The sequence below is a fragment of the Pseudomonas sp. LW8 genome, from assembly GCF_041956865.1.
Taxonomy (GTDB): domain Bacteria; phylum Pseudomonadota; class Gammaproteobacteria; order Pseudomonadales; family Pseudomonadaceae; genus Aquipseudomonas; species Aquipseudomonas siliginis.
Genome location: NZ_CP168138.1, coordinates 265,232 through 279,884, shown reverse-complemented (window position 1 = coordinate 279,884; position 14,653 = coordinate 265,232). Strand labels below are relative to the sequence as shown.

Genomic DNA, 14,653 nt, shown 5'->3' with positions numbered 1-14,653 from the left:
TAAAACCTCATACCAATTCTGTTGATGCCGGTAACCCAGTGGTGAGGGGATTTATCCCCGTTGGGTGGCGAAGCCGCCCCAAACCATGCCCGCAAATCCGTCAGACAGACCGCATTGGCCGGTTTTACGACTGCTTCGCAGCCGAACGGGGATAAATCCCCTCGCCACAACGGCCACTCAGTCTCAGACCACCGCCGCGCGCCGCTGCACGAACCGGTCGACATACTCATCCGCCGGCGAGTGCAGGATCTCTCTTGGCGTACCCACCTGGATCAACCGGCCATCCTTGAGAATCGCGATGCGATTGCCGATGCGCACGGCTTCGTCGAGGTCGTGGGTGATGAAGACGATGGTTTTGTGCAGGGTCTTTTGCAGTTCCAGCAACTGGTCCTGCATCTCGGCGCGGATCAACGGATCCAGCGCACTGAATGCTTCATCCATGAGGATGATGTCGGTGTCCGCCGCCAATGCACGGGCGAGGCCGACGCGCTGACGCATGCCGCCGGAGAGCTGGTGCGGGTATTTGTTTTCGTAGCCTTTTAGACCGACGGTGTTGATCCAGTGCAGCGCGCGTTCGGCGCAGACCTGCTTGCTCTCGCCGCGCACTTTCAGGCCGTAGGCGACGTTATCGAGCACGGTTTTGTGCGGCAGCAGGCCGAAGCTCTGGAACACCATGCTGATCTTGTGTCGGCGAAATTCGCGCAGGGCGTCCATGTCGTACTGCAGGATGTCCTCGCCATCGACCAGAATCGCCCCGCTGGTAGGATCGATCAGGCGATTGAAGTGGCGCACCAGGGTGGATTTGCCCGAGCCGGACAGGCCCATGATCACGAAGATTTCGCCAGTGCCGATACTTAGCGACAAGTCATTAACGCCGACCACGCAACCGGTTTCGTTGAGCACCTGATCCTTGCTCTTGCCCTGGCCGACCATGGCCAGCGCATCCTTGGCGCGGTTGCCGAAAATCTTGAAGACGTTGCGCACTTCGATCTTGCTCACGCTTGCGTTGCTCATTTGCTCACCTCGTGGCGTGGCCGACCGTACGCTTGAGTAATGCGATCGATGACCACCGCGAGAATCACGATCGCCAGCCCGGCTTCGAGACCACGGCCGACGTTGAGGGTCTGAATCCCCACCAGCACGTCTTCACCGAGGCCGCGGGCGCCGATCATTGAGGCGATCACCACCATCGACAGGGCCATCATCGTGGTCTGGTTGATCCCGGCCATGATGCTCGGCAGCGCCAGCGGCAGTTGCACGCCGAACAGTTGCTGCCAGCGGTTGGCGCCGAAGGCATTGATCGCTTCCATGACTTCGCCGTCGACCTGGCGAATACCAAGGTCGGTCAGGCGAATCAGCGGGGGCGCGGCGTAGATCACCGTGGCGAAAATCGCCGGCACCTTGCCCAGGCCGAACAGCATCAGCACCGGAATCAGGTAAACGAAACTCGGCATGGTCTGCATGATGTCGAGCAGCGGCATCAGCACCGAACGCAGGCGATTGCTACGCGCCGAGAGAATCCCCAGCGGGATGCCGATCAGCACCGAAATGATCGTCGCGACCATCATCAGCGCCAGGGTCTGCATGAGTTTGTCCCAGAGGCCGACCGCGCCCACCAGAAACAACAGACCGACAATCACGGCGGTGGTCACGACTTTGCGCGTGGCGTGCCAGGCGATGACACCGACGATTGCCAGCATCAACCACCACGGCGCCGCACGCAGCAAACCTTCGAGACTGACGATGGCCCACAACAGCGTGTCGGAGATATGCCGGAACACGTCGCCGTAGTTGGTCACCAGCGAATCGACCCAACCGTTGACCCAGTCGGCGATGGAAAAGGTAAAGCTTTCGGGAAACATAAGGGACTCTCAATCAAGGGGTTGCGATCAAGCGTCCGGCTGCCGTGGCTGGCAGCCGGGGAAACCTGACCTACAAGGCCGCGTCGATTTTCTTGGCTGCGTCGTCGCTCACCCATGCGTGCCAGACTTCAGGATGTTCCTTGAGGAAGATTTTCGCCAGTTTTGCCGACTCGATGCGTTCCTTGGCCATGCGCCCGAGGTTCTGATTGAGCAGGTCGATCGGCAGGTTGACCTTTTCCAGCACGGCGACCAGTTCCGGGGCTTCGTCGTGGAAGGTTTTCGACAGGCCGACCTTGATGCTGACGGTCTTGTCGACGCCGGGTTTCTCTTCCAGTTTGACTGCATCGATCTGGCCCATCAGCGGAGTCGGCGACCAGTAGTAGAAGAGGATCGGCTCGCCACGCTTGTAGCTCGACAGCACCGCTGCATCCAGCGCAGGTCCGGTGCCCGGACGGAAGTTGGTGTAACTGTTTTCCAGGCCATAACTCTTGAGCATTTCGCTGTTGTCGAGCTCGCAGGTCCAGCCGGCCGGGCAGTTATAGAAGCGGCCCTTGGACGGCTCTTCAGCGTCCTTGAACACGGCGGAATACTTGCCCAGATCAGCGATGTTTTTCAGGTCCGGGGCCTTCGCCTCGAGCTTGCGCTTGGCGTCGCCTTCGATCACGTAACGCGGCACGTACCAGCCTTCGACCGCGCCCACCACCGGTGCACCGACGCCAACGACCTTGCCGGCCTTCTCGGCCTTGTTCCAGACCTCGCTACGGCCGACCCACTCTTCGGCGAACACTTGAATATCGTTGCTGCTCAGGGCGTTTTCCATGGTGATGGAATTGCCCGGCAGGCTGTCGGTCTTGCAGCCGTAACCTTTCTCCAGCACCACTTGCAGCACGTCGGTCAGGAGCATGCCGCTTTCCCAGTTCAGCCCGGCAAATTTCACCGGTTTGCCCGATTCGCACCAGCCGGCGGCTTGCGTCGCGCCGGCACTGGCCAACAGGCCCATGGACAGCAATGTGGTCAGCAGGGTCTTGTTCGATTTCATTGTCGTGACGCTCCTAATCATGAATGGGCTTACGGCAGTTCAAGAGGCATCCAGCCTGGTCCACGTCCAGATCAGGCCTGCGCCGCAGCGCGACCGGCCCCGCTCGTTTTTGCTTGTAGGGTGCTGTTCTGCTCGACCGGCAGAATCAGGCGATCGGGCACTGCGCTGTGCCATTTCTTTGCGCAGAAGTAATAGACGGCGGCCGGCAGCACCAGGCCGATGATCCAGGAAATGTCGACATCACCGAGGGCGGCTACCAGTGGGCCGGTGTAGAACTTGGTCGAGATGAATGGCAACTGCACCAGCACGCCGAACACATAGACGCTGATACCGAGCAGGTTCCAGCGGCCGTAGCGACCGTTCGGATCGGCCAGCGCCGGCACGTCGTAACGCTCGCGGGTGATGCAGTAGTAGTCGACCAGATTGATCGCGCTCCACGGGGTGAAGAAGGCGAGCAGAAACAGGATGAACGACTTGAACGCACCGAGGAACGAGTGCTGCCCGAGCAGGGCAATCAGCGTCGCCGCGCCGACAATGAACAGTACGAACACCAAGCGCTGCATGCGGGTAACCGTCAGGTGCCCTTTGAAGCCACTGATGATGGTGGCGATGCACATGAAGCTGCCGTAGGAGTTCAGCGTCGAGATGGTCACCTTGCCGAACGCGATGCTGAAATACAGCAGCGCGGCAGTGGCGCCGGTGCCGCCTAAACCAACGATGTAAGCGACTTCGTGACCGGCGAATTGACCATTGGCCGAAGCGGCGGCAAATACACCGAGAATCATCGCGACTTGCGCGCCGATCACCGAACCTGCGCCAGCGGCGAAAAAGGTTTTCACCGATGAAGTGGCGCTCGGCAGGTAGCGTGAATAGTCCGCCACATACGGGCCGAAAGCGATCTGCCAGGACGCCGCCAGCGACACCGCCAGGAGGAAACTGCTCCAGCTGAAATGACGAATCTGCAGGAGCGCACCGACGTCGGTCTGGCTCATCAGCCGCCAGAACAGGAACACAAAAGCGATCACGCCAATCACGCTGGCGACGCGGCCGATCCAGTGGATTACCCGGTAGCCAAGCACTGTGACCAGCACGATGACGCTGGCGAAAATCAGGATGCCTACACTGTCGCTGACACCGAACAACTGCCCCAGCGCTTGCCCGGACAGCACCGTTCCGGTGGCGGTGAAGCCGAGGTACATCAGGCACACCAGCACGATCGGAATCGCTGCGCCATAAACGCCGAATTGCACACGGCTGGAGATCATCTGCGGCAAGCCCAGTTTCGGTCCCTGCGCGGCATGCAGCGCCATCACACCACCGCCGAGCAACTGACCGATCAACAGACCGATCAGCGACCAGAACACATCACCGCCGAGCACCACGGCCAAGGCCCCGGTGACGATCGCAGTGATCTGCAGGTTGGCGCCCATCCACAGGGTGAACTGACTGAACAGACGACCGTGTCTTTCCGCTTCCGGGATGTAGTCGATCGAACGCCTTTCGATCAACGGAGTACTGCCTGCACGTTCGTTGTTAACCGCCATGATTCAACCTCTGTGGATTGCTATTCGGGTTCACTGAAATTCCTCTGTGGGAGCGAGCCTGCTCGCGAATCGGTGTATCAGGCACAGCAGTAGCGACTGACACGACGCCTTCGCGAGCAGGCTCGCTCCCACATAAAACCAGAGCGTGTTACCCGCCAGTGATCATCGGCAGATTCAGCCCCTGCTCTTTCGCGCAGTCGATGGCGATCTGGTAACCGGCATCGGCATGGCGCATGACGCCGGTAGCCGGGTCGTTGTGCAGCACGCGAGCGATGCGCTCGGCGGCTTCATCGGTACCGTCGCAGACGATCACCATCCCCGAATGTTGCGAGAAGCCCATGCCGACACCGCCGCCGTGATGCAATGAGACCCAGGTCGCGCCGCTGGCGGTGTTCAGCAGTGCGTTGAGCAGCGGCCAATCGGAGACGGCGTCGGAACCGTCCTGCATCGATTCGGTTTCGCGGTTGGGGCTGGCCACCGAGCCGGAGTCGAGGTGATCGCGACCGATCACCACGGGGGCCGACAGCTCACCGCTACGAACCATTTCGTTGAAGGCCAGACCGAGCTTGGCGCGCTGGCCCAGACCGACCCAGCAGATACGTGCCGGCAGACCCTGGAAGCTGATGCGCTCGCGGGCCATGTCCAGCCAGTTGTGCAAATGCGCGTCGTCCGGGATCAGCTCTTTGACCTTGGCGTCGGTTTTGTAGATGTCCTGTGGATCACCCGACAGCGCCGCCCAACGGAACGGGCCGATGCCACGGCAGAACAGCGGACGGATGTAGGCCGGCACGAAACCCGGGAAATCGAAAGCGTTTTCGACGCCTTCTTCCTGAGCCATCTGACGGATGTTGTTGCCGTAGTCGAAGGTCGGAATGCCTTGCTTCTGGAACTCCAGCATGGCTTTGACGTGCACCGCCATCGACTGCTTGGCGGCTTTGATCACAGCGGCCGGTTCGGTCTTGGCGCGAGCGCGGTATTCGTCCCAGCTCCAGCCGGCCGGCAGGTAACCGTTGAGGGGATCGTGGGCGCTGGTCTGGTCGGTGACCATGTCCGGGCGCACGCCGCGCTTGACCAGTTCCGGGAGGATTTCCGCCGCATTACCGAGCAGCGCGATGGAAATCGCTTTGCCTTCTTTGGTGTATTTGTCGATACGCGCCAGTGCGTCGTCGAGGTCTTTGGCTTGCTCATCGACGTAACGGCTCTTCAGGCGGAAATCGATGCTGACCTGCTGGCATTCGATGTTCAGCGAGCAGGCACCGGCCAGGGTGGCGGCCAGCGGTTGTGCGCCGCCCATGCCACCGAGGCCGGCGGTGAGCACCCAGCGGCCCTTGAGGTCAGCGTTGTAATGCTGGCGTCCGGCTTCGACGAAGGTTTCGTAGGTGCCCTGAACGATGCCCTGGCTGCCGATGTAGATCCAGCTGCCGGCGGTCATCTGGCCGTACATGGCCAGGCCTTTGGCGTCGAGTTCGTTGAAGTGTTCCCAGCTCGCCCAGTGCGGTACCAGGTTGGAGTTGGCGATCAGCACGCGCGGCGCGTTGCTGTGAGTCTTGAATACGCCGACCGGCTTGCCCGACTGCACCAGCAGGGTTTCGTCGTCATTCAGGTTGGTCAGGCTCTCGACGATCTTGTCGTAGCACTCCCAGTTGCGTGCGGCGCGACCGATGCCACCATAGACCACCAGTTCTTTCGGGTTCTCGGCGACTTCCGGGTCGAGGTTGTTCATCAACATGCGCAGCGGCGCTTCAGTCAGCCAGCTCTTGGCGGTCAGCGTGTTACCGCGTGCGGCGCGGATCTGCACGTCACGAAACTTGTTGCTGTTCTGGGTATTGTCAGTCACGAAAAAGACTCCTCAGCGATCAATTCAAACCAACCCTGGCAGTGGGCAGCAGCCTGCGCGCTGTGCTGCGCGACAAGCGAATCAGTGGACGCTGCGGAGAGTCTCGACCGACTCATACGCATACGTCTTTACTTGTACATACAAGCATATGCAATCAAGCGGCCAACTTGCTGGAGGAGTGTTCAGGAAAAATCAGGGGTAGGGCTGGAGAGCGCCTGAATCAAGGGTTCTGGCGTGAATGAAATTTTCTTCGCAGTTATTTTGGGGAGGTTGGGATTGGCTACGACAGCGTGGTTTTGCGCCACGCTGGGGCGTTCGGTAACAAGTTGGTGCGCGGAAGGGAAACAAGAGTGGGATGGCTTTTGTGGCGAGGGGATTTATCCCCGCTGGGCTGCGCAGCAGACCGCTTTTTTTTATCAAGAATGGGGCCGCTTCGCGACCCAGCGGGGATAAATCCCCTCGCCACAGGGGTGTGTTCAGTTCTGGAGGAGTTCGATCACGCAGCATGCGGCGTTGGTGGAGACTTCGACCAGCCCGCTGTTGCCGTCCAGCTGCAGGCAATCATGCCGACCGAGCTGTGAAACGCCGTCGCCTACACGCACGTCCATCAGCTCACTGACACTGAACACCAGCACTGTCGATGCCGAACTGAAGAACCGCTGCTCGCCGGCCAACCACTGCAACCGCGCGCTGTAACGTTGCGGCGCGTAGATCAGATTGAAGTCGCGAATCGCACCGCCGAGCAAGGTGCAGGACACCCGACTTTCGCCGCTGAAGGCGAACGGGTCCAGCGGTAACAGTGGGCGGGTAGCGTCACCGTCGACGCACAGGGTCATGCCGTCGCCCTGCAACACGGTGATCACTCGCTGGTAACCGGCGAATGTCGAGAAACCGCCCGATTCGGTGATGTCGGCAATTGACAGGCGCCAGCCGAAACCGTCCAGGCCAGCGCCGGCATCACGGGTGATTTCCTCGGTGCTGCCGCCGCCGTTTTTCCAGGGCATGCGCGGGTAGCCTTCGGCGCGTAAAACCTTTATCTCATTCATTTGTGAAAGCGCCCTTCCAGACGATGACGCGAACCCGGGTGGATCAAACGCGCCGCCGTCACCGGTTGACGCCCCGACCACGTACGCCGACGAATCAGCAGGCACGGCTCGCCCTTTTCGATCTGCAGCAACTTGCACTCCGACGGCTCGGCAAGGATGGCTTCGACCACGTGTTCGCCCTCGGTCAGCGGCGCGACCTGGTTGAGATAGGCGTAGGGCGTTTGCAGAGTGAAATCCTGCTTGAGGTATTCCGGGGCGACCAAAGCGTTGACGAAACGGTCTTCGATTTGCACCGGAATGTCGTTTTCGTAGTGCACGATCAGCGAGTGGAAGACCTTCTGGCCTTCGCGCATATCCAGCGCCAGCGCGCGTTCGGAACCGGCGGCCTCTTCTTCGAGGGTGATGACCTGGCAAGTGTGGCGATGGCCGCGCGAGGCGATTTCGTCGGCAATGTTGTGCACTTCGAACAGCGCGGACTGGCTCTTCGGCTCGGCGACAAACGTGCCCACACCTTGCATGCGCACCAGCAGGCCGTCGGCGGTCATCTCGCGCAGGGCGCGGTTGATGGTCATGCGGCTGAAGCCGAGCTGGCTGACCAATTCGCTTTCCGACGGTACGCGGTAGTGCGGCGGCCAGTTACCGCTGTCGATCTGCTGGGTGATCATCTGTTTGACGCGGGCGTACAAAGGCGCCGGACTGTCGCCCATGTTCGCGGCCAACGGAGAAACTGGAGGCGGAGTCGGCACGGTTGATCCCTGTTCATTGGATGAAAGTGACTAGCTTGCCGGAGTTTACCGGGCAGGCAAACGTCTGTATATGTATATACAAATAACACACGATGGGGTGCCGAACGATGTCCGCCTTCTTTGCCGAACGCGCACTGCTGCCTAACGGATGGGCCAAAAATGTACGTCTCGAGGTCAGCGCCGATGGCCTGCTGACCCGAATCCAGGCCGATTCCAGCGCAGACGAAGCCGAGCGGCTGCGCGGGCCGTTGCTGCCGGGGATGCCCAATCTGCACTCCCACGCCTTCCAGCGTGCCATGGCTGGATTGGCCGAAGTGGCCGGCAACCCCAACGACAGTTTCTGGACCTGGCGCGATCTGATGTACCGCCTCGTCGGAAAAATCAGCCCGGATCAGCTCGGCATCATCGCCCGTCAGCTGTACATCGAAATGCTCAAGGCCGGTTACACCTCGGTCGCCGAATTTCACTACGTGCACCACGACAGCAACGGCCAGCCGTATGCCGATCCTGCCGAACTGGCTTTGCGTATCAGCCAGGCCGCCAGCGAAAGCGGCATCGGTCTGACCCTGCTGCCAGTGCTCTACAGTCATTCCGGATTCGGCGGGCAGACGCCAAACGATGGCCAGCGTCGCTTTATCAACAGCACTGAAAACTATCTGAATCTGCAAGCGCGGTTGCAGCCATTACTGGCGCAGCAAAAGGCGCAATCGCTGGGCCTGTGTTTCCACTCGCTGCGGGCGGTGACGCCACAACAAATCAGCGAAGTGTTGGCGGCCAGTGACAAACAATGCCCGGTGCACATACACATCGCCGAACAGCAAAAGGAAGTCGACGACTGCCTGAGCTGGAGCGGTCGTCGTCCGTTGCAATGGCTTTACGAGAACACTGAAGTCGATCAGCGCTGGTGTCTGGTCCACGCCACCCACGCCAATCCGCAAGAAATCACGCTAATGGCCAACAGTCGCGCGATCGCCGGGCTGTGCCTGACCACTGAAGCGAATCTGGGCGACGGAATTTTTCCGGCGGTGGACTTTCTTGCCCAGGGCGGGCGCATGGGCATTGGCTCCGACAGCCATGTGTCGTTGAGCGTGGTGGAAGAGTTGCGCTGGCTGGAATATGGCCAGCGCCTGCGTGATCAGCGGCGCAATCGCTTGTATGGCGCGCAGCAGCCGATGGTCGGTCGCACCCTGTATGACGCGGCGCTGGACGGCGGTGCACAGGCACTGGGGCAGCCGATCGGCGCGCTGGAAGTGGGCAAGCGCGCGGACTGGATTGTCCTGGATGGCAGCGATCCGTATCTGGCGACGGCTGCGGGAGACGGGATTCTCAATCGCTGGTTGTTCGCCGGCGGCGATCGCCAAGTGCGCGATGTGCTGGTCAATGGTCAGTGGGTGGTGCGCGATGGACGGCATGCCGGCGAAGAGCAAAGCGCCCGAGCTTTCACCCAGGTCCTGCGTGATCTCTTGGGCTGACCCAAAACCAAACTGTGGGAGCGAGCCTGCTCGCGAAAGCGCTGTATCAGTCAACATTCATATCGACTGATACACCCTCTTCGCGAGCAGGCTCGCCCCCACATTTGATTTGTATAGCGGCTTAATTGGATGTCTTGGCCATCTGCCGATCCGACGCCCGCCAGATCAGGCGCGTGGTGTCGTAACCCTGCTGACGCGCCTTGCTCAGCAATTCTTCACGCACTACACCGTTGACGGTCGGTGTGCGTGACAGCAGCCACAGGTACTTGCGACTCGGATCGCCGACGATGGCGGTCTTGTAATCGTCGCTGACGTACAACACCCAGTACTCGCCCTTCGCCACACCCGGCACCAGGCGCGAGAACCAGTTATCGAATTCGACCCAGAGCTTATCGGTCTTGCCCGGCACTTGTGGATAAGCCGTGCCCTTGGCTTCTTCCCACTGCCACTCCGGAGTCAGGCAACGGTTGAGCACGCCGACATTACCGTCAGGCTTGAGGGTGTAATGGGCTTCGGATTGCGCGCAGTGGCGCTGGAAGTACATCGGCAAGCGTGCCAGTTCATACCAGGTGCCCTGATAACGCTTGAGATTGACGCTGTTGACGGTCTTGGGCGCCAACGGGTCGACGCCGGAAGTGGCGCAGCCAGCCAGTACCAGGCCAGCAAAAAGGATCAGCAATAACCGCTTCATTTTTTTCTCCGTGGGCGCGAAGCCCCGGTTTACTTCAGGCCTTGGCCGGAAAACATCAGCACTTTGTCACCGGCGTATTGCACGCTGATAAAGCTGTTCTTGTCGCCCCAGGTGCAGCTGGACATACCGAGCGCGCCCGAGCAATCGGTGGGCTTGCCGAGGAGGGTTTCCACTTCGGACTTGGCCATGCCGGCCGAGAGCTTGGAGTAGTTTTCCTGATTGACCTTACTGCATGCGGCCAACAGCACGCAAAACGACAGCAGGGCGATAGATCGCAGCGACATGGTGAAACTCCTGGAACGAGGGGGGATGGCATGGTGCCAACCAGAAGCTTAGAAGAGAAAAGTGTCATCTGGTTCCGTGACCGAACGCCTATTTATCAGCCCGCCTGTCCGGCTTTTGTCGGTAAATCAAAAACTTTGTGAAGCCGTCGAGCATTTCGTCGACTTTCCCTGCAAGCGCCTAATCTTTGGCGCGGCGCGGTCGAAATAAGAGCAGCGCAACGCTGCCGAATATGGCAAATTGCCGCCCTTTCCTGACCAGCCCCTTCGCGGTAGTTCATTCGATGACCAGAAACATGAAATTCAGCCACAAGATTCTGCTGGCTGCTGCCCTTGTGGTGGCCGTTGCGTTCGCCTGTTTCATCTTCTTCAACGACTATCGCCAGCGTCAGGCCTTGAGCAGCAGCACCGAAGCGACCATGCAGGAGCTGGGAAGCCTGACCACCAGCAACATTCAGACGTGGCTGGAAAGCCGCATTCAACTGCTGCAATCGTTGTCGCAGCAAGTCGCCGTCGACGGCAACGCGCCCGCCAGCCTCAAGCGCATCATTGACCTGCCCGCCTACACCGGCAATTTCCAGCTCAGCTATTTCGGTGGCGCTGACGGCGTGATGTTCTCGGTGCCGGCCGGCAACCGTGCGCCGGACTACGACCCACGGGCGCGTGGTTGGTACAAAGCGGCCAACAGCGCGCAGCAGACCATCGTCACAGAACCGTACATCGCCGCTTCGTCGGGCAAACTGGTGATCACCGTCGCCACCCCGGTGCAGCGTCAGGGCCAAATGCTCGGCGTCGCCGGTGCCGACATCGATCTGACCAGCGTCAGCGCGATCATCAACTCGCTGAACTTCGGCGGCCACGGTCATGCATTCATTGTCAGCGCCGAAGGGAAAATCCTGATTCACCCGGACAGCAAGCTGGTGCTCAAAACACTGGCCGAGGCTTATCCGAACGGTGCGCCCAAAGTCAGCCCGGGCCTGAAAGAAGTCGAGTTCGACGGCAAGACCCAGTTGATTTCCTTCACCCACGTCAACGGCGTGCCGTCGGCTGACTGGTACGTGGCGCTGGTGCTCGACAAAGACACCGCGTTCTCGATGCTCAGCGAATTCCGCACCTCGGCACTGATCGCCATGGTCATCGCCGTGCTGATCATCATCGGCCTGCTCGGCATGCTGATTCGCGTGCTGATGCAACCGCTGCTGACCATGGGCCGTGCGATGCATGACATCGCTGAAGGCGAAGGCGATCTGACCAAACGTCTGGTGATTCACGGCAATGATGAATTCGGCGCGCTGGGTACGTCGTTCAACCGCTTCGTCGAACGCATTCATACGTCGATCCGCGAAGTGTCCTCGGCCACCGGCCAGGTCAACGAAGTCGCCCTGCGTGTGGTCGCTGCCTCGAACTCGTCGATGTACAACTCCGACCAGCAGGCCAGCCGCACCAACAGCGTCGCCGCCGCGATCAATCAGCTCGGCGCCGCCGCTCAGGAAATCGCCCAGAACGCCGCCCTCGCCTCGCAGCACTCCAGCGATGCGCGCAGCCTCGCGGTCGACGGCCAGCAGGTGGTGGATAAAACCATTTACGCCATGCAACAACTGTCGGCGAAGATCAGCGACTCCTGCGGCAACATCGAAACGCTGAACAGCAACACGGTGAACATCGGCCAGATTCTCGAAGTGATCACCAGCATTTCCCAGCAGACCAACCTGCTCGCACTCAACGCCGCCATTGAAGCCGCGCGTGCCGGTGAGGCCGGACGCGGTTTCGCCGTGGTCGCCGACGAGGTGCGCAACCTCGCGCACCGCACCCAGGATTCGGCGCAGCAAGTGCAGAAGATGATCGAAGAGCTGCAGGTCGGCGCTCGCCAGGCGGTAACCATCATGACCGAGAGCCAGCGCGAGAGCGAAAACAGCGTCGGCATCGCCAACCAGGCCGGCGAGCGCCTGGGCAGCGTGACCCAGCGCATCGGCGAAATCGATGGCATGAACCAGTCGGTGGCCACCGCGACCGAAGAACAGACAGCCGTGGTCGAGTCGATCAACGTTGATATCAACGAGATCAACACGCTGAATCAGGAAGGCGTGGAGAACTTGCAGGCGACGTTGCGCGCGTGTTCGGACCTTGAGCAGCAGGCGGCGCGGTTGAAGCATCTGGTCGGCAGCTTCAGGATCTAAGCTGCAGCCTCAGGCCTCTTCGCGAGCAGGCTCGCTCCCACAGTGGAATGCATTTCAATTGTGGGAGCGAGCCTGCTCGCGAAAGCGGCATAAGCCGCACTGAAGATTCAGAATCTTGAGCCGGGCCTGGACAGAAACTCCAATTCCTCAGCCGTAGACTCCCGCCCCAACACCGCATTGCGATGCGGAAACCGGCCAAACCGGGCAATCACCTTCTGATGCCGCTCGGCATAGTCCAGGTTATCGGCAAACACCGCCCGCTCCGACTCTGGCTGTTCAGCCACCAATTCAATAAATCTGGAAACGGCTTCATTCTGCACCGCGAGGTTTTCGCAGTGTTCGAACACCAGATAAATGAACACACGCTGAATCGGTTTCAACTGCCGATCAAAATCCGCTGCAATGCCTTGGGCGACAAGCTTCTGTGCGCGCAGATCACCGGAAAATGCTTTGGGGGTGTCGCGATAGATCATGCGTGGCAGTTGATCAAGCAACAGCACCACCGCCAGCCAGCCTTCGGGACATTGCGTCCACTCAGTCAATTCGCCGGCCAGGGCCTGATCGACAAAGACCCCGAAACGCGTCTGCGCTTCGAGGTCCTGGCTGTTTCGCTTGCCGAACCACAACTTGCCCTTTTCGGCCGCTACTTCGCTGGCTGATTCGGCGTGTCCGAACCACCAGTCGAGCAACGGCTGCCAGGGCGCGTGCATGGTTTATTCCTTGTGGTAGGCCGTGGCGCGGGCGACTTCTTCTTTCGAACCGAGGAACACGGCAACGCGCTGGTGCAGGCCTTCCGGCTGGATGTCGAGAATACGCTGGTGACCGTCAGTGGACGCGCCGCCGGCTTGTTCGACGAGGAACGACATCGGGTTGGCTTCATACATCAGGCGCAGCTTGCCCGGTTTCGACGGCTCGCGGCTGTCGCGCGGGTACATGAACAGACCGCCACGGGTCAGGATGCGGTGTACGTCGGCAACCATCGCCGCGACCCAGCGCATGTTGTAATTCTTCTTCAACGGACCTTCTTCACCGGCCAGCAGCTCGCCGACATAGCGCTGTACCGGGGCTTCCCAGTGGCGCTGGTTGGACATGTTGATGGCGAATTCCTGGGTGGTTTCCGGGATGGTGATGTCTTCGTGAGTCAGTACGAAGCTGCCCATTTCGCGGTCCAGGGTGAAGCCTTTGACGCCGTCGCCCAGGGTCAGCACCAGCATGGTCTGCGGGCCGTAGATGGCGTAACCGGCGGCCACTTGCTGGGTGCCTGGCTGCAGGAAGGCTTTTTCGTTCAGCGGCTCGTTCTGGCTCAGGTATTCGTTCGGGCAACGCAATACCGAGAAGATCGTGCCGACCGGGGCGTTGATGTCGATGTTCGACGAGCCGTCCAGTGGGTCGAAGACCAGCAGGTATGCGCCTTTCGGGTATTTGCCCGGGATCTGGTAGGCGTTGTCCATTTCTTCGGACGCCATGCCGGCCAGGTGACCGCCCCATTCGTTGGCTTCGAGCAGGATCTCGTTAGAGATCACGTCGAGCTTCTTCTGCACTTCGCCTTGCACGTTCTCGGTGCCCATGCTGCCCAGAACACCACCCAGGGCGCCTTTGGACACGGCGTGGCTGATCTCCTTGCAGGCACGCGCTACCACTTCGATCAAAAAGCGCAGATCGGCAGGAGTGTTGTTGCTGCGGGTCTGCTCAATCAAATAGCGACTCAAGGTAACGCGGGACATGGACGGCTCCGGTGGAATGGGGGGCGGAAAACCCGCGCAGTTTACAGGGAGTCTGAAAACCTAGCGAGCGAAGACGCCGGCTAACCTGCGCCTGGGTGTATTTGCCTGTATGAGACGTGATTGTTGGTGGAGAGTTCAGGTGTCGGGTTTAGCGTAGTTGGAAATGGGGCGGGTGGTGGTTGAGCGATAGCGGCAGTCTGATGAATTTTTGTTGTTTGACCGGCCGCCATCGCT

At 60.3% G+C, this 14,653-nt stretch carries 13 protein-coding genes; 2 read left to right on the top strand and 11 right to left on the bottom strand.

Annotated features, from left to right (window positions below):
- Positions 1-183: 183 nt before the first annotated feature.
- From AB9L16_RS01460 to hutC, 7 genes are all read right to left on the bottom strand, one after another.
- Positions 184-1,014, bottom strand: a complete 831-nt coding sequence (locus AB9L16_RS01460) for a glycine betaine/L-proline ABC transporter ATP-binding protein (RefSeq protein WP_016772086.1) — start codon at positions 1,012-1,014, stop codon at positions 184-186.
- Positions 1,011-1,862, bottom strand: a complete 852-nt coding sequence (locus AB9L16_RS01455; protein ID WP_016772087.1) for a proline/glycine betaine ABC transporter permease — start codon at positions 1,860-1,862, stop codon at positions 1,011-1,013. Before AB9L16_RS01455 ends, AB9L16_RS01460 begins: the two co-directional genes overlap by 4 nt.
- A gap of 70 nt (positions 1,863-1,932) precedes the next feature.
- Positions 1,933-2,901 carry an ABC transporter substrate-binding protein gene (locus AB9L16_RS01450; protein WP_071174126.1) on the bottom strand — a complete coding sequence of 323 codons (969 nt, stop codon included), beginning with the start codon at positions 2,899-2,901 and terminating at the stop codon, positions 1,933-1,935.
- Between the two features lie 71 nt (positions 2,902-2,972).
- A complete protein-coding gene (locus AB9L16_RS01445; protein WP_375123003.1) occupies positions 2,973-4,445 on the bottom strand; it encodes a purine-cytosine permease family protein in 1,473 nt (490 codons plus the stop codon).
- A gap of 148 nt (positions 4,446-4,593) precedes the next feature.
- A complete protein-coding gene (hutU, locus tag AB9L16_RS01440) occupies positions 4,594-6,282 on the bottom strand; it encodes a urocanate hydratase (RefSeq protein ID WP_016772090.1) in 1,689 nt (562 codons plus the stop codon).
- A gap of 476 nt (positions 6,283-6,758) precedes the next feature.
- Positions 6,759-7,328 carry a HutD family protein gene (locus tag AB9L16_RS01435; RefSeq protein WP_252868644.1) on the bottom strand — a complete coding sequence of 190 codons (570 nt, stop codon included), beginning with the start codon at positions 7,326-7,328 and terminating at the stop codon, positions 6,759-6,761.
- On the bottom strand, positions 7,325-8,035 hold the full coding sequence (gene hutC, locus AB9L16_RS01430; RefSeq protein ID WP_162803449.1) for a histidine utilization repressor: 711 nt from the start codon (positions 8,033-8,035) through the stop codon (positions 7,325-7,327). The genes AB9L16_RS01435 and hutC overlap by 4 nt, the downstream gene beginning before the upstream one ends.
- A 146-nt stretch (positions 8,036-8,181) precedes the next feature.
- On the opposite strand from hutC, the gene AB9L16_RS01425 reads away from it, so the two are divergent.
- Positions 8,182-9,546 carry a formimidoylglutamate deiminase gene (locus AB9L16_RS01425; RefSeq protein ID WP_375123002.1) on the top strand — a complete coding sequence of 455 codons (1,365 nt, stop codon included), beginning with the start codon at positions 8,182-8,184 and terminating at the stop codon, positions 9,544-9,546.
- Positions 9,547-9,667: 121 nt separating this feature from the next.
- Here the strand turns inward: AB9L16_RS01425 and AB9L16_RS01420 are convergent, their stop codons facing one another.
- Both AB9L16_RS01420 and AB9L16_RS01415 read right to left on the bottom strand, forming a co-directional pair.
- A complete protein-coding gene (locus AB9L16_RS01420; protein ID WP_016772094.1) occupies positions 9,668-10,237 on the bottom strand; it encodes a lipocalin family protein in 570 nt (189 codons plus the stop codon).
- 29 nt (positions 10,238-10,266) lie between these two features.
- Positions 10,267-10,521, bottom strand: a complete 255-nt coding sequence (locus AB9L16_RS01415; protein WP_016772095.1) for a hypothetical protein — start codon at positions 10,519-10,521, stop codon at positions 10,267-10,269.
- A gap of 281 nt (positions 10,522-10,802) precedes the next feature.
- Between AB9L16_RS01415 and AB9L16_RS01410 the strand changes: the two genes are divergently transcribed.
- Complete coding sequence (locus AB9L16_RS01410; protein WP_375123001.1) at positions 10,803-12,695, top strand: methyl-accepting chemotaxis protein; 1,893 nt, start codon at positions 10,803-10,805, stop codon at positions 12,693-12,695.
- Between the two features lie 107 nt (positions 12,696-12,802).
- Here the strand turns inward: AB9L16_RS01410 and AB9L16_RS01405 are convergent, their stop codons facing one another.
- Both AB9L16_RS01405 and AB9L16_RS01400 read right to left on the bottom strand, forming a co-directional pair.
- Positions 12,803-13,405: a DUF924 family protein gene (locus AB9L16_RS01405; protein WP_375123000.1), complete on the bottom strand. Its 603-nt coding sequence runs from the start codon at positions 13,403-13,405 to the stop codon at positions 12,803-12,805.
- A 3-nt stretch (positions 13,406-13,408) separates the two neighbouring features.
- Positions 13,409-14,419 (bottom strand): class 1 fructose-bisphosphatase, encoded by a 1,011-nt coding sequence (locus AB9L16_RS01400; RefSeq protein ID WP_016772098.1) that lies wholly within the window; start codon positions 14,417-14,419, stop codon positions 13,409-13,411.
- Between the last annotated feature and the right edge of the window lie 234 nt (positions 14,420-14,653).